This is a genomic window from Enemella dayhoffiae, from assembly GCF_002250625.1.
In the GTDB taxonomy this organism is placed as follows: Bacteria; Actinomycetota; Actinomycetes; order Propionibacteriales; family Propionibacteriaceae; genus Enemella; species Enemella dayhoffiae.
Genome location: NZ_NMVQ01000003.1, coordinates 55,346 through 75,363, shown reverse-complemented (window position 1 = coordinate 75,363; position 20,018 = coordinate 55,346). Strand labels below are relative to the sequence as shown.

Below are 20,018 nucleotides of genomic sequence, written 5' to 3'. Positions count from 1 at the left end.
AGGGGCGGCCCCGAAACGGGACCGCCCCTGCGGATGCTGCGTGTGGCCGGGAGGCCGGGCTCAGAAGCCCATGCCGCCCATCTCGTCGCCACCGGCCGGCATGGCCGGAGCCTTCTCCGGCTTGTCGGCGATGACGGCCTCGGTGGTGAGGAACAGGGCCGCGATCGAAGCTGCGTTCTGCAGCGCCGAACGGGTCACCTTGGCCGGGTCGATGATGCCCGCGGACATCATGTCGACGTATTCGCCGGTGGCCGCGTTGAGGCCCTTGCCGGCCTCCAGGCCGGCCACCTTCTCGGCCACCACGCCGCCCTCGAGGCCGGCGTTGATGGCGATCTGCTTCAACGGGGCCGCGCAGGCGCCGAAGACGATCTGCGCGCCGACCTTCTCGTCACCGGTCAGATCGCCCAGGTCGACCTTCTTGGCCGCCTGCAGCAGCGCCACGCCGCCGCCGGGGACGATGCCCTCCTCGACCGCGGCCTTGGCGTTGCGGACGGCGTCCTCGATGCGGTGCTTGCGCTCCTTGAGCTCCACCTCGGTGGCGGCGCCGACCTTGATCACCGCAACGCCGCCGGCCAGCTTGGCCAGCCGCTCCTGCAGCTTCTCGCGGTCATAGTCGGAGTCGCTGTTCTCGATCTCGGCGCGAATCTGCTTGACCCGACCGGCGATCTCGTCGGCCTCGCCACCACCGTCGACGATGGTGGTCTCGTCCTTGGTCACGCGGACCTGGCGGGCGGTGCCGAGCAGCTCCAGGGTGACGTTGTCGAGCTTGAGGCCCACGTCCTCGGAGATGACCTGGCCACCGGTGAGGATGGCGATGTCACCGAGCATGGCCTTGCGACGGTCGCCGAAACCGGGAGCCTTGACGGCGACCGACTTGAAGGTGCCGCGGATCTTGTTGACGATCAGGCCGGCCAGGGCCTCACCCTCGACGTCCTCGGCGATCACGACGAGCGGCTTGCCCGACTGCATGACCTTCTCCAGCACCGGCAGCAGGTCCTTCAGGCCGGAGATCTTGGAGTTGACGATGAGCAGATAGGGATCGTCGAGGACGGTCTCCATGCGCTCGGTGTCGGTCACGAAATAGCCGGAGATGTAGCCCTTGTCGAAGCGCATGCCCTCGGTCAGCTCGAGGTCCAGCCCGAAGGTGTTGGACTCCTCGACCGTGATCACGCCTTCCTTGCCGACCTTCTCCATCGCCTCGGCGATGATCTTGCCGACGGTCTCATCGGCGGCCGAGATGGACGCGGTGGCAGCGATCTGCTGCTCGGTCTCGATCTCGGTGGCCATGTCCAGCAGCTGCTGGCTGATCGCTGCGGTGGCCTTCTCGATGCCCTTCTTCAGGCCCATCGGGTTGGCACCGGCGGTCACGTTGCGCAGGCCCTCTCGGACCATCGCCTGGGCCAGTACGGTCGCGGTGGTGGTGCCGTCGCCGGCGACGTCGTCGGTCTTCTTGGCGACTTCCTTGACCAGCTCGGCGCCGATCTTCTCGTAGGGCTCCTCGAGCTCGATCTCCTTGGCGATCGACACGCCGTCGTTGGTGATGGTGGGGGCGCCCCACTTCTTCTCCAGCACGACGTTGCGGCCCTTCGGGCCGAGGGTCACCTTCACCGCGTCGGCCAGGGTGTTCATGCCCCGCTCCAGCCCGCGGCGAGCCTCGATGTTGAACTCAATCAGTTTAGCCATGTGTTCCGGGAGTCCTCCCGCATCGGGGGCGTACGCCCCAGTGGTTGTCATCAGGTACGCCAAGGCGATGCCCGCGACGGACGGCACCCGAGGGTGCCTCACCGGTCTTGACGGTAGCACTCGGGCGCACCGAGTGCTAAGTCATGTTTAGCACTCCCCTTGGTCGAGTGCAAACGATTCGCGGGCCTCGGCGTACCGGAGGCGGACGGTGTCGGTGAACTCAGGCCGCGGGCTGCGGCCAGGCCCCCTTCATCGGCACGTCACGGACCGAGGCGGTGAAGCGCTCGGCCTGGCTGGAGGCGTTCAGCACGTAGGCGACGAAGGCGGCGATCAGCGCGATGCATTCGGCGACCAGCGCCCACAGCTCGACGGTGCCGAGCAGGGTGCCGACCGGGACCGCCGGCAACTTGGCGATGGCGACGGCGATCTTGATGCTGAGGATCACGATGGCGAACAGGAAGGCCACGGTCGCCACGATCCCCTGGTCGGCCATCTGCACCATCCGGTCGCCGAACTGGCGTACGCCGGAGAGCGTTTCGTCGGCGGCCTTCTTCTGCTTGTCGGCACTGGCGAAGAAGGCGTCTGCCCCCTTGCCCTTCCAGGACTGCTTGCAGCGCAGCGTGGCGGGGTCGAGGGACTGGGCGAACTCCTCGATCCGGGGGCCCATGCCGTCGCGGAGCTTCTCCCCCACGCACTTCATGTACCAGGGCGCCTCCAGGCCCTTCAGCCCCTCCTGGATCTTGTCGATCGCCCTGTTGACCGCCTGGCGGGCCTCCTTGCAGGCGTTCAGCACGTCATCCAGCCACGGTATGGTGCCCAGGGTGAGCCGGTTGGCCCAGTCGATCGCGTTCTGGACGAACCCCATGGCCGTGTCGAAAATGCCCTGGAAGCCGTCGATGATCGTGTTGATCCCGCCGATGATGTCGGTGAGGATGCCCGCGTCGCAGGTCCGCGAGAGCACCGCGTCCCCGGCGGTACCGCCGCCGCTCGAATCAGCCTGCATGGCTCACTTCCCCTTCTTCCTGGCCCGGCCCTTGTTCTTCTCTTCGGTCTTCTCGTAGTCGGTGGCGGTCTGGTTGAGCTTGTCCGACATCTTGTCGAGCGCCTTTTCGGCGTCATTGAAGATGGTCACGCATCGCTTGACCGCCTCCTTGTAGGGACCCTCGGCCTGGTACCAGACGCCCCAGGCGGGGATGGCGCCGTCGAAGCCGGTGAAGGTCTGCGAGATGCCCTTGGCCTTGTTGGCCCGGTCGCTGTAGGTGCCGGCGTCGGCGCGCAGGTCGGCCACGTTGAACTCGGTGTCCTCGGCCGGGCCGGGCGGCTTCGTGTCCTTGGGCGCCTCGGTGTCACCCGGCGGGTTCTCGGTCGGCTGGTTGTTGCCGCCGCCCCCTCCGGAGGGGGAACCACCACCGCCTGACGGGGAACCACCGCCTCCGGACGGGGAACCACCGCCTCCGGAGGGAGAACCGCCACCGCCGGAGGGGGAACCACCGCCGCCGGAGGGGGAACCACCGCCGCCGGAGGGATCGCCAGCCCCCTCATCTTCCTTCTTCTCGTCGTCCTTGCCCTTGTCCTCGTCCTTGCCCTTGTCGTCCTCCCCCTTGCCGTCACCGGCACCGGGGTCGTCGGGGTTGTTGGACTTGTCGTCCTTGTCGGGCAGGTCGACCTCGACGGTGCCGTTGGGCAGCATGGTCATCCGAGTGCCGTCGAGCTGAGTGACGATCACCTTGCCGTCGTCGACCTGCACCTTGGTGCCGTCCTCGGTCATGAACGTGCCGTCGCCGTGCAGCTCCGAGACGTCGTCGCCGGCCTTGGGATCGGAGTTGTTGCGGACGCTGGCGTCGACGCTCACCGTGCCGTCGGCGTGCCGGGTCACCTGCACCCCGTCGCGGGTGGTGATCACCGTGTCCTTGCCGGTGGTGTTGATCACCCCACCGTCGGGCAGGGTGGCCACCTTCTCGTCGGCCACCGTGCCGTCCTGGGTCAGCTCCTGATGGTCCTTCGGAACCTCGATCACCGGATCCTGGCGCCCACCCTCACCGACCCGGCCGACCTCGGCCCCGCCGGCCTCGCCGGCCTTGCCGGGCTCGGACTGGGCGGGGTTGTCGACCTCGGCGCTGGCCCCCTCCCTGCCGACTTCCGCCTCGCTCGAGCGGTCGGACGCACCACCCGCGACCTGCTCGCTGGGCGTACCCCCCTCACTCGTGCCTCCGGCCGACCCCTGCAGCCCCTGGGCCTCGGTGCCGGTCTCCATCGGCGCGCCCGGCCCCTCGGTGCCGGTCTCCATCGGCGCGTCGGCCGGCTGGTCACCCGGCACCGGGGAGGCCGGAGGCACATCGAACGTCCCGGCCCCGGGGCTCGGCACCGACGGGTCGACGGGCGCCTCCGGGCTCGTCGACACCGGGTCTCGATAGTGCCCGGTCGGTTGCGGCGCGGTGGGCGCCGGGGCCATCGGCGGAGGGGCGTCCTGGGTGCTGAATTCGGACCAGAAGTCGGCCCGGGTGTCGGGGTTCGTCATCGATCGCTCCGTTTCAGAGTCCGAGGTTGATCGTGCGGTCCAGCCCGAGGTGGAGCTGGTTGCGTTCGCCGGCCGCCTGCTCGAGGATCTCGGCGAACGCGGCGGTCAGGCTCATCCCGCTGAGGCTCTTCACCCAGTTGCGGTCCAGGCGTACCTCGACGGGAAAGCCCGCCTGATAGACGATCGAGGCGCGCCGGGAGGCGTTGAAATATTCGGCCGGGCCGTCCTGTCGGGGCTGCAACTCGCTGCTCAGCTGGTTGAACCGAGCCATCGCGCCGTGCAACTTCTCCATCAGCTCCCCCTCGCTGCGCTGCGCGGCCCGCCTGAAGAAGTCGGTCTGCTCGGCGATCATCGCGCGGGCCCGCCGCCGGTCCTCCTCGCTCGGCTCCGGAGGCTCCTGCAGGCCGGGCTCGGCCTGACCGGGGCCGCCGAAGGACTGCACCATGGCGTCACTGATGGCCGCCTGCACCGCGGCCGCCAGCGCCTCCGGCTCGACCTTCTCCTGCCACTTGGTGGCGACGGTGATCGAGGTGAGTCGCTGGTCGGCGTCCATGATCACCGTGACCGCCCCTGAAGGGTCGCGCCCCTCCGCCTGCTGGCTGACGGTCTTGATCATGGTGCTCAGTTGATGGAGTCGGGCGAGTGAGCGCTGCAACTCCTGCATCGGGTCCTGATCTTGATTCGGCACATGTTCACGGTGCCACCGCGTCGGTTCGCCCCGGCGCCCGGCGATACTCATCACGTGAGCCGCGATACTCAAAAATCGGCACCCTTCCGCCACGGGAAACCGGGGCGCCATCTGCTGTTCAGATGGATGTCGAATTGGGTTAACCTCAGCACCCCGCTGGGGTTGTTGGTGGCCAGGATCGGCGGCGCCGGAGTACGCGTCGGTCCCGAGGGGCTGGTCCTCGCGGAGGGCTATCGATTCGGGTTTCCGGTGGCCGGGGCGTTCACGGTCGGCAACGTGGTGATCACCGCCGGCGACTTTGACAGCCTGCTGCGCGCCAACCCGGAGTTGCTGGAGCACGAATCCCGCCACGCCTGGCAGTACGCCGCCTGCCTCGGCGTACCCTTCTTGCCGTTGTACGCCGTGGCCGCGGCCTGGTCGTTCGCCACCACCGGCGACTGGGCGAGCGACAACCCGTTCGAGCGTGCGGCCGGGCTGCTCAGCGGGGGCTACGAAAAACAGCCCCGCCGTTTCCGACGGGGCTGATGCTGCGCGGGGGGCGTGACTCAGATCTTGTCCGGGTCGAAACCGAGTCGACGGGCCGAGCGGGCCCGCGCCCGGTCCGCCCGCATCCGGCGCAGCCGCTTCACCAGCAACGGGTCGTGCTCCAGCGCCTCGGGCTTGTCGATCAACGCGTTCAGCACCTGGTAGTAGCGGGTGGTCGACATGTCGAACCGCTCGCGGATGACCTGCTCCTTGACCCCGGCATATTTCCACCAGTGCCGCTCGAGGTCGAGAATCTCGGCGTCCCGCTCGCTGAGGGAGACCGCATCCGTGCCGGGCTGGGAGTTCAGGGCTGACATGGCCCCTATCGTAGGAGGAAACCACAACGCTGTCATTACCTTCGGCGAGTCGCGGGCTACGATGCTGTGCACGTCGAGTCAGGGAGCATCATGCAGGCGATCACCGGCACCGTCCAGGCCTATCCCTGGGGGTCCACCGATGGCATCCCGGCCGCGCTCGGCACCGCCGACACCGGGGAGCCGCAGGCCGAGCTGTGGCTGGGTGCCCACCCCAAGGCACCCTCCCGGCTGGCCGACGGCCGCAGCCTGGCCGACCACCTGAGCGAGCACCCCGAGGAGATCGGCACCACCTCGGTGAACCGGTTCGGGCCGCGGCTGCCGTTCCTGCTCAAGGTGCTATCGGCCGCCCGCGCCCTGTCGCTGCAGGCCCACCCGTCCCGGGCCCAGGCGGTCGAGGGGTTTGCCCGGGAGGACGCCGAACAGCTCCCGCTGGACGCCCCGCACCGCAACTATCGCGACGACTGGCCCAAGCCCGAGGCGCTGCTGGCGTTGACCGAGTTCCACGGCCTGTGCGGGTTCCGCGACCCCGACGAGACCCGCGCGCTGTTCGCCCGGCTCGGCGTACCGGAGGCGGACCAACTGGTGGAGCCGCTGACCGACCGCGACGGGATCGCCCGGGTGTTCCTGGAGATCCTCGGCCTGGCCGATGCGGAGGACGACCTGGTCCGGGAGGTGGTCGAGGCGGCCCGACCACACGCCGGTGAGGATTCGGAGTTCGGCCGGTTCTGCGCCACCGCGGTCGAACTGGCGGCCGACTATCGCGACGACGCCGGGATTCTGGCCGCGCTGCTGCTGAACCGGATCACCCTGGCCCCGGGCGAGGCGTTCTTCATGCCCGCCGGCAACCTGCACGCCTATCTGCGCGGCACCGGGATCGAGATCATGTCCAACTCCGACAACGTGCTGCGTGGCGGGCTGACCGGCAAGCACGTCGACCTGGATGAGCTGGCCCGGGTGGTCGACTTCGCACCCGGCTTCCCCGGGACGATCGAGCCGGTCGACGAGGGCGGTGGCGTACGCCGGCTGCCAACCCCGGCCCCGGAGTTCGAGCTGTGGGAGCTCACCGATTGCCACGACCGCGAGCTGCCCGCCGACGGCAGCGGGCGGATCCTGCTGGTCGTCGACGGCACCGCCACCCTGCGCCGCGGCGACGAGGAGCTGGTCATCGAGCGCGGCGGCGCGGCCTTCGTCGGCGCGACCGAAACCGGCGTACGGGTGAGCGGCCCGGCGCGCGGATTCCTCGCCTCCGACGGCGCCTGACCCGCCTCCTGCCCGGCATCGGCAAAGTGGCCGACCCCCTTGTGGACGGATTGATATAGCGCTATACCGCGACGGCAATCACACGACTTCTTCGAGGTGGAACGTGGGCGACACCTTCCTGCTCACCAGCGACAACACCACGCTGGCGGTCGGTCTGGCCGAGGGCTATCCGAACCCGGGCGGGATGCCGCAGAACAACGTCACCGCCGCCGGCGCGCTGATGTACGTGCTGCCGGTGATCGTGCTGGTGGTGTCGCTGCGCAAGCACTACCTGCGCAGCGGCCTCGAGGGCTGATCGCCCGATGGAGCCCCCGACAGGAGTCGAACCCGCGACCTGCTGTTTACAAGACAGCTGCTCTACCAACTGAGCTACGGAGGCACTGACCTCAATCATGCCCGGGCCCACCCGGCACTGTCGAAACCGCGCTTCGATCTGCTCCCGACGGCAGGTAGGTTTGGCGGTCGAAGACGCCCGCCACGGAGGTGAACCGCGCCTTGGCCCAGCCAACCCTCTCGGCCGATCCGGCCGCCCGGGTCAGGTCGCGCCCCGAGACCAGGCGACGCGGCGAGATCCACGGCCTGCGCGGCCTGGCGATCGGGCTGGTCGTGGCGTACCACCTGTGGGGAGGCGGCCGGGTCTCCGGCGGTGTCGACGTCTTCCTGATGATCTCCGCCTATCTGATGACGGGCAGCTTCGTCCGCAAGGGGATGGCGTTCAACGCCCTCGACTTCCTGGTCGGGCGGTTCCGGCGCCTGATCCCGTCCTCGGCGGTGGTGATCATCACCGTCTGCGTGGCCGCCTGGCTGCTGCTGCCGCCGATCCGGCTGCGGCCCCTGCTGGATCAGGCGCTCGCCTCCTTCCTCTACCGGCAGAACTGGCTGCTGATCGAGATGGCCACCGACTACACCTCCCCCGACCGCTCCGGCATCAGCCCGCTGCAGCACTACTGGTCGCTGTCGATGCAGGGGCAGATCTTCCTGGTCTGGCCGGTGCTGATGCTGATCGCGATGGGCCTGCACAAGGCCCTCGGCGCGCAGATCCGGGTGTCGCTCGCGGTGCTGCTCGGACTGATCACCGTCGGGTCCTTCGCGTACGCCCTCCTCGAGGTCGCCAGAAATCCGGTCGCCGCCTATTTCGACACGTTCGCTCGGGCCTGGGAGTTCTCGCTCGCCTCGCTGCTGGCGCTGGTGCCCAACCCGCGGCTGCCGGTCGGTCTGCGGGTGCTGATGAGCTGGGTCGGGGTGATCGGGGTGGTGATCGGCGGCCTGGTGATCGGCCGGCTGCCCTTCCCGGGCCCGGTCGCGTTGTGGCCCTCGATCGCGGCTGCCCTGGTCATCTTCGCCGGCAGCGCCCGGTCCCCGTGGCACGCCTCCCACCTGCTCACCAGTCGCCCGATCGCCTGGCTGGGCGATCGGGCGTACGCGGTCTATCTGTGGCACTGGCCGATCCTGATGTTCTGGCTGCACCTGACCACCCGCAACGCCCCGGGCCTGCTGGGCAGCCTGCTGGTGATCGGACTGTCGCTGATCCTCGCCGACCTGACCACCCGCACCATCGAGCGCCGGTTCAACCGGATCGAGCTGCTCGGCGCCCGACGCTGGGGGCTGGCCACCATCGCGACGGTGCTGATCATCGGGTTCGGTGCCATCTCCGCCCTGTCCTACGGCCTCACCCGGCAGGAGCGTCCGGCCGCCGCACAGACCCCGCAGGCCGGAGCGGGGGCCGTCACCCCCGGCAACAGCGCCCCCACCGCCCAGGCCACCCGCAGCATCGCCCCGGGCGACGCGGTGATCGGCAGCGACTGGCCGCACTGGCTGCCCGCCTGTGGCGCGGACCTGAACCCCAAACCGCCGCCCTCGGAATGCACCGAATATCGCCCGGCCGGTCCCCCGCGCAAGCGGGTGGTGATGATCGGGGACTCGCACACCTTCCAGTGGGTGACGCTGATGGGCGAGATCGCCGCGCGGGAACAGTGGCATCTGATCACGATGGTACGCCCGACCTGCCGGTTCTCCCTGCCGAACCCGCTCAGCGACGCCGCCTGCGTCGAATACAGCCGCAACGTCACCCAATACCTGCTCCAGACGCGACCGGACGTCATCATGAATGTCGGCAGCCGCGCCCAGGCGAACGGTCCCGAACTCTCGGTGGACACCTATCTCGAGGCGGCCAAACCGCTCACCGCCGCGGGCCTGAAGATCGTGAACATCCGCGACAACCCCCGCTACGACTTCCGGATGCCGGAGTGCGTGCAGCGGTTCGGGGCCAACGACGACCGCTGCACCCGACCGGTCGCCGAGAAACTCGCACCCGTCTCCCCGCTGCTCGCACTGGAGGCGACACCGGGGATGTCGAGCATCGACCTGACCGAGTTCATCTGCCCCGGCGGGATCTGCACCGGGGTGATCGGCGGGGTCTACGTCTACATGGACGACAATCACCTCAGCCGCACCTACGTGCTGACCCTGCGCCAGGAGTTCGAGAAGCAGTTGTGGCGGGTGGTCCCGCGATGAGCCAGCCCCGCCCCGGACGCCGGCTGCTGCGCGCCGCGGTCGCCGTCGGTGTCCTGCTCGGCACCGTCGTGCTCGCGCCCAGAGGCAGCAGCCTGGTCGCCTCCCCCGCGCCCCAGCCGGCTCCTGCCCCGGCCGGGGCGCCGGCCGAGGAGGCGACCACGAACACCTTGGGCAGCCGTGGCCCCGACGGCGCCGAGGTTGAGAATCCGACGGCCGCGGAGCTCTCCAGCCGGCCGAGCCTGCGCACCACCCTGGTGCGCGACAAGGTGATGAGCTACTGCGCCAACGGTTCGCTGGACGACCCGCCGTCGAGGGTGCGCCGCGTGGTGCTGGTCATCCACGGCAACGATCGCCAGCCCTGCGGGATGGCCAGCTCCGTGCTGGCCGGCGCCTCCCGCGAGCAGCGGCGGACCACGTTGGTGATCGCCCCGCGCTTCGCCAACCTCGAGGACCAGGTCGACCGGGACAAGCAGCTCTACTGGACCTTCTATGGCTGGTCCCAGGGTGACGATTCGGTCAACCCGGGGACCCAGCTCTCCTCCTACGCCGTGCTCGACGAGTTCGCCCGTCGCCTCGCCCCGCGGCCGCTGGTGGTGGCCGGGTTCTCTGGAGGCGGCCAGTTCGTGAACCGGTACGCCGCCGGCTCGGCCAACGAGCCGCTGCGGTTCGTGATCGCCAACCCGTCGTCCTACCTCTACTTCAACCGGGCCCGCCCCGGTACGTCGCCGGCCGAGCTGGAGCGATGCCCCGGCTTCAACGACTACCGCTACGGGTTGGACCGGCTGAACCGCTACATGAGCCAGACCGGTGCGCCGGGCCTGAGCGCGCGTTACGGACGCCGCCAGATCGTCTATCTGCTCGGCACCGAGGACCGCGACCCACGCTCCTCCTCGATGGACAAGTCGTGCGGCGCCAACGCCCAGGGACCGAACAGGCTGGACCGCGGAAAGCGCTACTGGGCGTACCTGCCCACGGTCTTCGGCGAGGAGATCACCAAGCGCCAGCGACTGCACCTGGTGCCCGGCGTCGCCCACGACCCGGTCGGGATGTTCGGCGCAATCCCGGCCCAGCAGGCCCTGTTCGACTGACCGACCCGGGTAAGCCATAACATTCGTGCAAATTTGCACACCCTGAGTGCGCATCTAGTCGTTGCTGCCGGCCAGGGGTGTGACGATACTCACCACATCTGCAAGGGGCAGATAGGTCAATGTGGACCAAGGAGAGTCAATGAGCAGCGCCCAGACAACGCCAACCGAGGAGACACCGGCCAACGTCCGGGGACGCCTCACTCGGGTGGTGGCCGCCTCGATGGCCGGGACCGTCGTCGAGTGGTACGAGTTCTTCCTCTACGCCTCAGCCGCAACCCTCGTTTTCGGGACTCAGTTCTTCCCCAAGACCGGCTCCGAGCTGGATGGCATCATCGCGGCCTTCGTGACGTACGCCGTCGGTTTCGCCGCCCGTCCACTGGGCGGCATCGTCTTCGGCCACTTCGGCGACAAGTTCGGCCGCAAGCACCTGCTGCAGCTGTCGATCATCCTGGTCGGCGTCGCCACCTTCCTGATGGGCTGCCTGCCCACCTTCCAGACGATCGGATACTGGGCGCCGGCACTGCTGGTGACCCTGCGCTTCCTGCAGGGCTTCGCCGTCGGTGGCGAGTGGGGTGGAGCAATCCTGCTGGTCGCCGAGCACTCTCCGGACAAGTCGCGCGGCTTCTGGGCCTCCTGGCCGCAGGCCGCCGTCCCGATGGGCAACCTGCTCGCCACCGGCGTACTGCTGACTCTGTCTTCCACCCTGTCCCAGGCCGCCTTCCTCAGCTGGGGCTGGCGCGTGGCCTTCTGGCTCTCGGCGGTGATCGTCTTCGTGGGCTGGTACATCCGCACCAAGGTGACCGACGCCCCGATCTTCCAGACCGCCAAGCAGGAGCAGATCGAGGCCGCCAACGCCGGCTACGGCGTCACCGAGGTGTTCAAGAAGTACCCGCGCGGCGTCTTCACCGCGATGGGCCTGCGGCTCGCCGAGAACGTCATGTACTACCTGGTGGTGACGTTCTCGATCACCTATCTGAAGGTGCAGCTGAAGATGGACACCTCACGGATCCTCCTGCTGCTGCTGATCGCCCACGCGATCCACTTCTGCCTGGTGCCCATGGTGGGTCGGCTCACCGACGCGGTCGGTCGTCGCCCGGTGTACGCCGCCGGCGCCATCCTGACCGCCACCTGGGGCTTCTGGGCGTACCGGCTGTTCGACACCAGGAACAGCACCCTGATCCTGACCGCGATCATCATCGGCCTGATCTTCCACGCCCTGATGTACGCCGGTCAGCCGGCGATCATGTCGGAGATGTTCCCGACCCGGATGCGCTACTCCGGGGTGTCGCTGGGCTACCAGGTCACCTCGCTGTTCGCCGGCTCGATGGCGCCGATCATCGCCACCGCGCTGCTGGAGCGCTACAAGTCCTCGACCCCGATCGCCATCTATCTGGCCGTCTGCGCGGTGATCACCCTGGTCGCCGTGATCGCGGCCCGAGAGACCAAGGGTTCGTCGCTGCACGAACTCGACCGACTCGACGCCGTGGGCAACGCCCCCAAGCAGTCGGGGGTGGACAAGAACCTGCTTCGTTGAACGGCCGCTCTGCGTGACCGCGCGCTCCGCGCGCGACCCATACGCTCCCTGAGCGAGCAAGGAATTCGTCGGGCGGGTCAATTGGTCATCGGGCGGCCGAATTGCTTGACAATTTCGGGCGCCCGATGACGATTTTCCCCGCCCGATGGAAAGGTCGGATGCCCAATCACTTCGCTGGGACGTCGCCGGTCCTGGTGCGGTCAGCTACTCCCGGACCGTGGCGCGGAGGGCGTCCATGGTGGCCGCCACAGCGGGGTTGCGCAGGGACTCGGCGCGGATCACCGCCCAATAGTCGGCGGCATGGGCATAGTCCTCGCCGAGCACGCGGACCAGCCGGGGTTCGGTGTCGGCCATGAAGTCGGGCAGGATGCCGATCCCGGCAGAGGCGAGCGTGGTGCGCACGTGCACGAACACCGAGGTGGAGCGCATGGCGTACGCCGGGGTCGGCAGCGACGCCGTGGCCAGGTCGAGCTCGTCCACCTGCAGCGACTGCTCGATGTAGTAGACGAGGCAGTGCTGGGCCAGATCATCCAGCCGAGCCGGCGTACCGTGCCGCCCCAGGTATTCCTGCGTCGCATAGAGCCCGAGGTGATAATCCTTCAGGTGCACCGCCACCGCCCGGTGCACGTTCGGCTCCCCCACCACCACCTCGATGTCCACCCCCGAGCGGTGCTGCTTGAGCCGCTGGGTGGCGGTGATCAATTCGGTGTGCAGGGCCGGGTTGCGGCGCCGCAACCGAACCAGTGCCGGGACCGCGAAGTGCGTGCCGAACCCGTCGGGGGTGGCCAGCCGAACCACCCCGGTCAGCCCATGCTCGACCTGGCCGTCCCGCTCGGTCACCGACTTCACGGCCCGCTCGACCGCCTCGGCAGCCGCCAGCACGGCCTGCCCCTCGTCGGTCAGCTCCCAACCGTCCGGGGTCTGCACCAGCACCCGCGCCCCGAGCGCCTTCTCCAGCCCGCTGATCCGCCGGGAAACCGTGGTGTGGTTGACCCCCAGCACGTCGGCGGCGACGCTGTAGCGTCCCAGCCGCGCCACTGTCAGCAGCACCAGCAGGTCGTCCGCACTGACCGGCGGCCTGGCCATCCTGACGTCCTTCCCCCGTATGTGCAGAAATGCACGGATTGGTTGCGCAATTCAGTCTAGGGAGTGCATTGATCCAGCCGCTCCCGGCTCCGTAGCGTGGCCCAGAGGACTCAACGAGGAGGAACTGATGGCGACCATTGCGTGGATCGGTCTGGGCAACATGGGCAACCCGATGACCGCGAACCTGGTCCGGGCGGGCCACACCGTCCGCGGCTACGACCTGAACGAGCAGGCCCTCGCCGCTGCCGAGCAGCACGGCGTACGCCCGGTCGGTTCGGTCGCCGAGGCCGTCGACGGCGCCGAGGTCGTGTTCACGATGCTGCCCAAGGGCGAGCACGCGCGCGCGGCGTACACCGGTGCCGATGGCGTCTTCGCCCACGCAGCGCCCGGCACGCTGCTGATCGACTCCTCCACCATCGACGTCGAGACCGCCGGCAACCTGCACGAAGAGGCGGTCAGCAAGGGATTCCGTTTCGTCGACGCCCCCGTCTCCGGCGGCATCTCCGGTGCCGCGGCCGGCACCCTGTGCTTCATGATCGGCGGCCGGCCCGAGGACGTCGACGAGGCCAAGAAGTTCATCGACCCGATGGCCGGCAACATGATCGCCACCGGCGGGCCGACCACCGGCCAGGCCGCCAAGATCTGCAACAACATGATGCTGTTCATCGAGCTGCAGGCCTGCGCCGAGGGTGCCGTGCTGGCCAACCGGCTCGGCCTGGATCCCAAGGTGTTCTGGGATGTCGCCTCGGTCTCCAGCGGCAACTGCTGGGCGCTGCGCACCTGGTACCCGGTGCCGGGCGTGGTCGACACCGCCGCGGCGAACCGCAACTTCGACGCCACCTTCGCCACCTCGCTGGCGCACAAGGACGCCGGACTGGCCCTGGCCGGCGCCAAGCAGGTCGGCGTCGAACTGCCGGCCGCGCAGCTGGCATACGACCAGCTGCAGAAGCTGATCGACGACGGGTACGCCGACAAGGACTGCAGCCTGATCATCCGCAACATCGATCCCAACTCCCCGGGCACCGAGAACCTCTGAGCCGAGAAAACCAAGGAGCAAAGTAAATGAAGCGCATCGGACACTACGTCGACGGCAGCCTGGTCGACGGTGGCGACCGGGTCGGCCCCGTCTGGAACCCGGCCACCGGCGAGCAGAGCGGCGAGGTCGCCCTGGCCTCGGCCGGCGAGCTGGACACCGCGGTCTCGGCCGCCGAGAAGGCGCTGCCCGGGTGGCGCGCCACCTCGCTGGCCAAGCGGCAGGAGATCATGTTCCGCTTCCGCCAGATCGTCACCGACCGCAAGGAGGAGCTGGCCCGGATCATCACCTCCGAGCACGGCAAGGTCGTCTCCGACGCCGCCGGCGAGGTCACCCGCGGTCTGGAGAACGTCGACTACTGCACCAACCTGATGCACCACCTCAAGGGCGAATACTCCGAGCAGGTGGCGAGCGGGGTGGACGTGCACTCGGTACGCCAGCCGCTCGGTGTGGTCGCCTGCATCACCCCGTTCAACTTCCCGGCGATGATCCCGCTGTGGATGGCGACCACCGCGATCGCCTGCGGCAACACCGTGATCCTCAAACCGTCTGAGCGTGACCCCTCCGCCGGCCTGTGGATCGCCGAGCGGTTCGCCGAGGCCGGACTGCCGGCCGGCGTCCTCAACGTGGTCAACGGTGACGTCGAGACGGTCAACGCAATCCTTGACCACGATGGGATTTCCGCGGTGTCGTTCGTCGGCTCCACCCCGATCGCCGAGACCATCTATCGCCGTTCGGCCGAGAACGGCAAGCGGGTCCAGGCCCTCGGCGGCGCCAAGAACCACATGGTCGTGATGCCCGACGCCGACCTCGACGCGGCGGCCGACGCGGCCGTGTCGGCGGCGTACGGCTCGGCCGGTGAGCGCTGCATGGCCGTCTCGGTGGCGGTCGCGGTCGGTGAGATCGCCGACGACCTGGTCGCCAAGATCGCCGACCGGATGCCGCAGCTGAAGATCGGCGACGGCACCGATCCCGAATCGGAGATGGGCCCGCTGATCACCCAGGCCGCGCGGGACCGGGTCGCCGGCTATGTGACCGGTGCCGAGGGTGAGGGCGCCACCGTCGTGGTCGACGGCACCAAGAAGGAGTTCGACGGAAACGGCTTCTTCATCGGGGTTTCCCTGGTCGATCACGTGAAGCCGGGCATGAAGGTGTACGAGGACGAGATCTTCGGCCCGGTGCTGTCGGTGGTGCGCGTCGACTCCTATGCCGAGGCGGTCGACCTGATCAACGCCAACCAGTTCGCCAACGGGGTGGCGGTGTTCACCCGCGATGGCAAGACCGCGCGCCAGTTCGAGTTCGACATCGAGGTCGGCATGGTCGGGGTGAACGTCCCGATCCCGGTCCCGATCGGCACCTTCTCCTTCGGCGGTTGGAAGCGCTCGCTGTTCGGCGACACCCACATGTACGGCGCCGAGGGGTTCAACTTCTACACCCGCCGCAAGGTGGTCACCACCCGGTGGCCGGAGCCCTCGGAGTCGCAGATCAGCCTGGGCTTCCCGACCCACTGATTCCGACCCACCCTTACCCGGTGGCCCGTGCGCCTGACAGGATTGGCAGGCGCGCGGGAGGAGGGCCGAATGAGCGGCGAGCGGTCGTTGGCCGGGATCTGGCAGCCGGTGCTCGTACTGGTGGTCGGCCTGGTCCTGGTCGGCTACGGGCTGTCGATCGACCCGGGTCGGCCGACCTGCGGATCGACGGCGATGTCGCCCGGTCAGATCTGCGAGACCACCTCCAAGGGCGTACCGCGCAAGCAGAGCTATGACGAACTCTCCGCCGAGGCCCAGAAGAGCCGGCTGTGGTTCCCGATCGGCGGCGGCGTGGTCGCCCTGGCCGGGATCGGCTGGGGCGTGCTGATGTTGGTACGCCGCGGGCGGCCCGCTTCGGCGAAGAAAAAGCCTGCCGACAGTGCGACGGCATCCCCCCAGCCGAGCGCCGGACCGGCCCCGGCGGGCGGGTCGACCGCGGTCTCCTCGGGACAATGGGTACGCCGCAGCGGCGGCCAGCCGACGGGTCACCCGCAGCCGCAACACCCCTACCCGCCCCAGCCACCGCATCCGCAGCAGCAACCACCCGCCCCCTGGCCACAGAGCCAGGCATCCGCCCCGTGGCCACAGAGCCAGGCATCGGCACCCTGGCCGCCCCACCAGCCGCAGGGCTATCCCCACCAGCAGCCGCCACCACAGCCGCAGGGCCCGCCGCCGCAAGCGCCACCCCAGGCGTACCCCCAGCAAGCGCCACCGCACCATCCGCAGCACCAGGCATACCCCCAGCAACCACCGCCGCCGGCTCAGGCGTACCCGCAGCCACCGCACACCTGGCCGCCCCAGCCTGCACCCCCACGGGCCGCGTCGCCGAGCCAGCCGTTGTCGGGTCCCACTCCCCCACGCCACCGCTGACACTCTCGCCCGGCAGCAGGGCCGAGGCGCAGCTCGAGCTCCAGCAGGCGGTCGCCGCTCCCGAGCGACCGGAGAACCCCTGCTGTGCAAGGAAAACGACTTCCAACACGGGGACGTACGCCTGGCGCCCCCAGCCAACCCGTGACCCGCGCACCCCCGATTTGTAGCACCTGTGCCACCCTCGATCCCTGGACACGGTCGGGCTGCGCGAACTGAGGCAGGACGCGTCCGAGTTGGTACGCCGCGTCGAGGGCGGCGAAGAAATCGTGATCACGGTTTCGGCTATGCCGAGCGCTCGGCTCGTCCCCACCCAGTCGGCTCGCTGGCGGGATTGAGATGCCGTTGCCGACCTCTTCAACGGGTCGGCGGACCCAGACTGGAGCGCCAATCAAGAGCTTCTGGACCAGACCGTCCGCGACCCGTGGACAGCTCGATGACGGACCAAGGCGTCGGGTGATGGATCTGCTGATCGCGGGCACGGTCCATCCGCACGGCGCGATCCCCTACACCCGCAATCCGGACGATTTTGCCGGGCTCGACGCCCTGGCCCGGCTCAGCGACAGCTGACCCTGACCTCAGCCCCGGGCGTACGCTGGAACGAACCCGTGAGAGGAGCTGATCATGGCCGAGCTGTCCGGCAAGAAGCGCGACCGGCTGAAGGATTCCGATTTCGCCTACGTGGACGCACAGGGAGACGGCCACCTGCCGATCCACGACCCGTCCCACGTGCGCAACGCCGCCGCGCGGTTCAACCAGACGAAATTCGAGTCGGGTGAGGCGAAGCAGAAGGCAGCGCGGGCGATCGTGGCCGCGGCGAAGAAGCAGGACGTCGAGCTCGCCGACGACGACGTGGTGGTCCGCGCCGCCCACTAGCCGCGCGCACCGCTGGGACCGCGCGCGTACCGTGGGCGCATGACCGCCAGCCGCGAGACGGAGACCAGGCCCGAGGGATCCCGCGCCCCGGTACGCCTCGGCGTGGCCGCGGGTGCGGTCACCGTCGGCGTCTCCGAGCTGCTGGCGGGGTTCATGCTCCGGGCTGGTTGGTCGCGCGGCACTCCCTCACCTCTGGATGCGGTGGGCGCCGTGTTCGTGGACCTCACCCCGGCCTGGCTGAAGGATGCGGCGATCGGGTTGTTCGGCACCGCCGACAAGCTCGCCCTGTTCGTCGGAATCCTTGTGGTGCTGGCGATTCTGAGCGGCCTCATCGGCCTGCTCGCTGCCCGCTCCCGGGTCGCCGGCCTGGCCGCCGTGGCGTTGCTGGTGGTGGTCGCGATGGCCGCGGTGCTGGCTCGTCCGAACAGCGGGATCCTCGACCTCGTGCCGGTGCTGGTCGGTGGCGCCGTCGGCGCGAGGCTGCTCTGGGGCTGGTGCCGACCAATCCTGCAGGCGCCCACCGAGCGAGGCGAGCAGCTCGAACCGGCCCCAGGGCTCTCCCGTCGCGCCGTGCTCGGGGTGGCCCTGGGCGGGGCCGCGATGACCGTGCTGGGCCGAATCACCGCCGGCGGCACCCGGGTCGTCGAACTGGCCCGCGCCGCCTTCCGGTTGCCGCCGGTCGCGGCACCGGTGACGGTGCCCGCGGGGGTGGAGGTGGGCGTACCGGGGGTGACCCCGTTCATCGTGCCGAACAAGGAGTTCTATCGGATCGACACCGCGCTCACGGTGCCGAAGATCGACCCCGCCGAGTGGTCGCTCAAGGTCACCGGGCTGGTCGAGCGCGAGCTCACGCTGGACTGGGAAACCCTGCTCAGCAAGCCGATGCAGGAGGCGATGGTCACGCTGATGTGCGTCTCCAACGAGGTCGGCGGCAGCCTCAACGGCAACGCGATCTGGACCGGGTGGCCGGTGCGTGAGCTGCTCCGCGAGGCCGGCGTACGCCCGGGTGCAGACATGGTGCTGTCCCGCAGCAGCGACGGGTTCACCGCGGGTACGCCACTGGAGGCGCTCACCGACGACCGCAATGCGCTGCTCGTGGTGGCGCAGAACCGGGAACCGCTGTTGCCCGAGCACGGGTTCCCGGTGCGGCTGGTGGTCCCCGGTCTCTACGGCTATGTCAGCGCCACCAAGTGGGTGACCGAGCTGAAGGTGACCCGGTTCGCCGACGACCAGGGCTATTGGACCCCGCGCGGCTGGTCCGCACTCGGCCCGGTGAAGACGAACTCGAGGATCGACGTGCCCAGCAGCGGCGCCCGGCTCGGCGCCGGGACAGTCGCGGTCGCCGGCGTCGCCTGGGCCCAGCACCGCGGGATCATCGGCGTCCAGGTCAGCGTCGACGGCGGTCCCTGGACCGACACCCGGCTGGGCACCGACGCCACCGTGGACGCCTGGCGGCAGTGGGCGTACACCTGGCCGGCCACCCCGGGTCGGCACACGATCGCGGTGCGCGCCATCGACGCCACCGGTACCCCGGAGACGGCCGCCCGGGCCCTTCCCGCGCCCGACGGAGCGAGCGGGCACCACACGATCACCGTCACCGTTGCCTGACCGGGCACCGCGTACACTCGCCGGGTGACCGAGCCCCAGGCCGACCCGCCCGCCGGGGAGCGACCCGAGCGCGAGTGGTGGGACGACCCGCGACTGCCGTGGGGGCACAAGCCCACCCGCTCCGACATCGCCTGCTTCACGCTGATCAGCGCGCTCGGGTTCTATGCGCTGGCACTGCTGCCGTTTCGCGCGGTGCTGGTGACCAAACCGTTCCTGGCGGCGGCCTTGACCGGCTCGCGGACCGGGGTGGTGATGATCGGTGCGCTGACCGCGACCGGTGAGCCGACGCATTGGCCGTTCTGGTTGGTGATCGCCACGCTGAGCGTGATGAAGTTCGACCCCGTCTATTTCTGGGCCGGCAAGCTGTGGGGTCGCGGGGTGTTCGAGATGGTCGCCGGACGCTCACCGCGCGCCCGCCGCAACGCCGAGCGGGCCGAGAAGATCGCCCAACGGTTCGCCATCCCGGCGATCCTGCTCACCTATCTGCCGATCCCGCTGCCGGCGGCGGTCATCTACGCCACCCTCGGCGCGGCCCAGATGAGCTGGCGCAGGTTCATCGGGGTGAACCTGGTCTTCGCCGCGACGATGCAGTCGCTGTACTTCTATCTGGGTCATCGAATCGGGGAGCCTGCCGTCGACGTGGTTCGCGAATACGGCAAGTACGCCTGGTACGTCTCGATCGCCATCCTGATCGGCATGATCGCTACCTGGTGGTGGAACAGGCGCAAGCGGGAGACCGCAGGCTGATCGGGTCCCGGTACGCCGCAGCCGCGGCCCCGGCGTACCGCGACTCCCGAGCGGATCAGGCCTGGTCGCCGGCGATGTCGACGTGCCAAATGATGCCGAGCCTGTCGGCGAACTGGCCGTAGACGCCGCCCCACATCTGCTTCTC

Annotated in this window: 19 protein-coding genes and 1 tRNA gene; 13 read left to right on the top strand and 7 right to left on the bottom strand. The window is 69.2% G+C overall.

What is annotated here, in order from left to right; genetic code table 11:
- Nucleotides 1-60 precede the first annotated feature (60 nt).
- The 4 genes from groL to CGZ93_RS03565 form a co-directional block, all read right to left on the bottom strand.
- Nucleotides 61-1,683, bottom strand: coding sequence for a chaperonin GroEL (gene groL, locus CGZ93_RS03580; protein ID WP_094362787.1), 1,623 nt, complete (start codon nucleotides 1,681-1,683; stop codon nucleotides 61-63).
- A gap of 220 nt (nucleotides 1,684-1,903) precedes the next feature.
- Nucleotides 1,904-2,686 carry a hypothetical protein gene (locus CGZ93_RS03575; protein ID WP_094362786.1) on the bottom strand — a complete coding sequence of 261 codons (783 nt, stop codon included), beginning with the start codon at nucleotides 2,684-2,686 and terminating at the stop codon, nucleotides 1,904-1,906.
- A gap of 3 nt (nucleotides 2,687-2,689) precedes the next feature.
- On the bottom strand, nucleotides 2,690-4,201 hold the full coding sequence (locus tag CGZ93_RS03570) for a putative sodium/potassium/calcium exchanger (protein WP_094362785.1): 1,512 nt from the start codon (nucleotides 4,199-4,201) through the stop codon (nucleotides 2,690-2,692).
- Between the two features lie 13 nt (nucleotides 4,202-4,214).
- Nucleotides 4,215-4,817: a YbaB/EbfC family nucleoid-associated protein gene (locus CGZ93_RS03565; protein ID WP_176451616.1), complete on the bottom strand. Its 603-nt coding sequence runs from the start codon at nucleotides 4,815-4,817 to the stop codon at nucleotides 4,215-4,217.
- A 198-nt stretch (nucleotides 4,818-5,015) separates the two neighbouring features.
- On the opposite strand from CGZ93_RS03565, the gene CGZ93_RS03560 reads away from it, so the two are divergent.
- Nucleotides 5,016-5,414, top strand: coding sequence for a hypothetical protein (locus tag CGZ93_RS03560; RefSeq protein WP_094362783.1), 399 nt, complete (start codon nucleotides 5,016-5,018; stop codon nucleotides 5,412-5,414).
- Nucleotides 5,415-5,434: 20 nt separating this feature from the next.
- Here the strand turns inward: CGZ93_RS03560 and CGZ93_RS03555 are convergent, their stop codons facing one another.
- The gene (locus tag CGZ93_RS03555; RefSeq protein WP_094362782.1) at nucleotides 5,435-5,731 is read right to left on the bottom strand and encodes a DUF3263 domain-containing protein; all 297 of its coding nucleotides are present in this window, start codon (nucleotides 5,729-5,731) and stop codon (nucleotides 5,435-5,437) included.
- A gap of 90 nt (nucleotides 5,732-5,821) precedes the next feature.
- On the opposite strand from CGZ93_RS03555, the gene manA reads away from it, so the two are divergent.
- Both manA and CGZ93_RS03545 read left to right on the top strand, forming a co-directional pair.
- The gene (gene manA / locus CGZ93_RS03550) at nucleotides 5,822-6,991 is read left to right on the top strand and encodes a mannose-6-phosphate isomerase, class I (RefSeq protein ID WP_094362781.1); all 1,170 of its coding nucleotides are present in this window, start codon (nucleotides 5,822-5,824) and stop codon (nucleotides 6,989-6,991) included.
- A 103-nt stretch (nucleotides 6,992-7,094) separates the two neighbouring features.
- Nucleotides 7,095-7,286, top strand: coding sequence for a hypothetical protein (locus CGZ93_RS03545; RefSeq protein ID WP_094362780.1), 192 nt, complete (start codon nucleotides 7,095-7,097; stop codon nucleotides 7,284-7,286).
- An 8-nt stretch (nucleotides 7,287-7,294) separates the two neighbouring features.
- On the opposite strand, the gene CGZ93_RS03540 is transcribed toward CGZ93_RS03545, so the two are convergent.
- A tRNA-Thr gene (locus CGZ93_RS03540) sits at nucleotides 7,295-7,370 on the bottom strand.
- 116 nt (nucleotides 7,371-7,486) lie between these two features.
- On the opposite strand from CGZ93_RS03540, the gene CGZ93_RS03535 reads away from it, so the two are divergent.
- From CGZ93_RS03535 to CGZ93_RS03525, 3 genes are all read left to right on the top strand, one after another.
- On the top strand, nucleotides 7,487-9,505 hold the full coding sequence (locus CGZ93_RS03535) for an acyltransferase family protein (protein ID WP_176451615.1): 2,019 nt from the start codon (nucleotides 7,487-7,489) through the stop codon (nucleotides 9,503-9,505).
- Nucleotides 9,502-10,593 (top strand): hypothetical protein, encoded by a 1,092-nt coding sequence (locus CGZ93_RS03530; RefSeq protein WP_141211060.1) that lies wholly within the window; start codon nucleotides 9,502-9,504, stop codon nucleotides 10,591-10,593. The genes CGZ93_RS03535 and CGZ93_RS03530 overlap by 4 nt, the downstream gene beginning before the upstream one ends.
- 139 nt (nucleotides 10,594-10,732) lie before the next feature.
- Nucleotides 10,733-12,127 (top strand): MFS transporter, encoded by a 1,395-nt coding sequence (locus CGZ93_RS03525; protein ID WP_094362777.1) that lies wholly within the window; start codon nucleotides 10,733-10,735, stop codon nucleotides 12,125-12,127.
- Between the two features lie 204 nt (nucleotides 12,128-12,331).
- Here the strand turns inward: CGZ93_RS03525 and CGZ93_RS03520 are convergent, their stop codons facing one another.
- On the bottom strand, nucleotides 12,332-13,213 hold the full coding sequence (locus CGZ93_RS03520) for a LysR family transcriptional regulator (protein ID WP_094362776.1): 882 nt from the start codon (nucleotides 13,211-13,213) through the stop codon (nucleotides 12,332-12,334).
- A 127-nt stretch (nucleotides 13,214-13,340) separates the two neighbouring features.
- On the opposite strand from CGZ93_RS03520, the gene mmsB reads away from it, so the two are divergent.
- The 7 genes from mmsB to CGZ93_RS03485 all read left to right on the top strand — a co-directional run bounded on the left by mmsB (nucleotide 13,341) and on the right by CGZ93_RS03485 (nucleotide 19,873).
- Complete coding sequence (gene mmsB / locus CGZ93_RS03515; protein ID WP_094362775.1) at nucleotides 13,341-14,249, top strand: 3-hydroxyisobutyrate dehydrogenase; 909 nt, start codon at nucleotides 13,341-13,343, stop codon at nucleotides 14,247-14,249.
- A gap of 26 nt (nucleotides 14,250-14,275) precedes the next feature.
- The gene (locus CGZ93_RS03510; RefSeq protein WP_094362774.1) at nucleotides 14,276-15,757 is read left to right on the top strand and encodes a CoA-acylating methylmalonate-semialdehyde dehydrogenase; all 1,482 of its coding nucleotides are present in this window, start codon (nucleotides 14,276-14,278) and stop codon (nucleotides 15,755-15,757) included.
- 69 nt (nucleotides 15,758-15,826) lie between these two features.
- Nucleotides 15,827-16,645: a hypothetical protein gene (locus CGZ93_RS03505; protein WP_094362773.1), complete on the top strand. Its 819-nt coding sequence runs from the start codon at nucleotides 15,827-15,829 to the stop codon at nucleotides 16,643-16,645.
- Between the two features lie 170 nt (nucleotides 16,646-16,815).
- Nucleotides 16,816-16,980: a type II toxin-antitoxin system Phd/YefM family antitoxin gene (locus tag CGZ93_RS20015; protein ID WP_407643923.1), complete on the top strand. Its 165-nt coding sequence runs from the start codon at nucleotides 16,816-16,818 to the stop codon at nucleotides 16,978-16,980.
- A gap of 286 nt (nucleotides 16,981-17,266) precedes the next feature.
- Complete coding sequence (locus tag CGZ93_RS03495; protein WP_094362772.1) at nucleotides 17,267-17,518, top strand: DUF6582 domain-containing protein; 252 nt, start codon at nucleotides 17,267-17,269, stop codon at nucleotides 17,516-17,518.
- 39 nt (nucleotides 17,519-17,557) lie between these two features.
- A complete protein-coding gene (locus CGZ93_RS03490; RefSeq protein ID WP_229117177.1) occupies nucleotides 17,558-19,126 on the top strand; it encodes a molybdopterin-dependent oxidoreductase in 1,569 nt (522 codons plus the stop codon).
- Nucleotides 19,127-19,150: 24 nt separating this feature from the next.
- Nucleotides 19,151-19,873 carry a DedA family protein gene (locus CGZ93_RS03485; protein WP_094362771.1) on the top strand — a complete coding sequence of 241 codons (723 nt, stop codon included), beginning with the start codon at nucleotides 19,151-19,153 and terminating at the stop codon, nucleotides 19,871-19,873.
- Nucleotides 19,874-20,018 lie beyond the last annotated feature (145 nt).

Coding starts and splice junctions, on each gene's coding strand:
- groL (WP_094362787.1), bottom strand. CDS start 1,683: ATGGCTAAACTGATTGAGTTCAACATCGAGGCTCGCCGCGGGCTGGAG.
- CGZ93_RS03575 (WP_094362786.1), bottom strand. CDS start 2,686: ATGCAGGCTGATTCGAGCGGCGGCGGTACCGCCGGGGACGCGGTGCTC.
- CGZ93_RS03570 (WP_094362785.1), bottom strand. CDS start 4,201: ATGACGAACCCCGACACCCGGGCCGACTTCTGGTCCGAATTCAGCACC.
- CGZ93_RS03565 (WP_176451616.1), bottom strand. CDS start 4,817: ATGATCAAGACCGTCAGCCAGCAGGCGGAGGGGCGCGACCCTTCAGGG.
- CGZ93_RS03560 (WP_094362783.1), top strand. CDS start 5,016: ATGTCGAATTGGGTTAACCTCAGCACCCCGCTGGGGTTGTTGGTGGCC.
- CGZ93_RS03555 (WP_094362782.1), bottom strand. CDS start 5,731: ATGTCAGCCCTGAACTCCCAGCCCGGCACGGATGCGGTCTCCCTCAGC.
- manA (WP_094362781.1), top strand. CDS start 5,822: ATGCAGGCGATCACCGGCACCGTCCAGGCCTATCCCTGGGGGTCCACC.
- CGZ93_RS03530 (WP_141211060.1), top strand. CDS start 9,502: ATGAGCCAGCCCCGCCCCGGACGCCGGCTGCTGCGCGCCGCGGTCGCC.
- CGZ93_RS03525 (WP_094362777.1), top strand. CDS start 10,733: ATGAGCAGCGCCCAGACAACGCCAACCGAGGAGACACCGGCCAACGTC.
- CGZ93_RS03520 (WP_094362776.1), bottom strand. CDS start 13,213: ATGGCCAGGCCGCCGGTCAGTGCGGACGACCTGCTGGTGCTGCTGACA.
- mmsB (WP_094362775.1), top strand. CDS start 13,341: ATGGCGACCATTGCGTGGATCGGTCTGGGCAACATGGGCAACCCGATG.
- CGZ93_RS03510 (WP_094362774.1), top strand. CDS start 14,276: ATGAAGCGCATCGGACACTACGTCGACGGCAGCCTGGTCGACGGTGGC.
- CGZ93_RS03505 (WP_094362773.1), top strand. CDS start 15,827: ATGAGCGGCGAGCGGTCGTTGGCCGGGATCTGGCAGCCGGTGCTCGTA.
- CGZ93_RS03495 (WP_094362772.1), top strand. CDS start 17,267: ATGGCCGAGCTGTCCGGCAAGAAGCGCGACCGGCTGAAGGATTCCGAT.
- CGZ93_RS03490 (WP_229117177.1), top strand. CDS start 17,558: ATGACCGCCAGCCGCGAGACGGAGACCAGGCCCGAGGGATCCCGCGCC.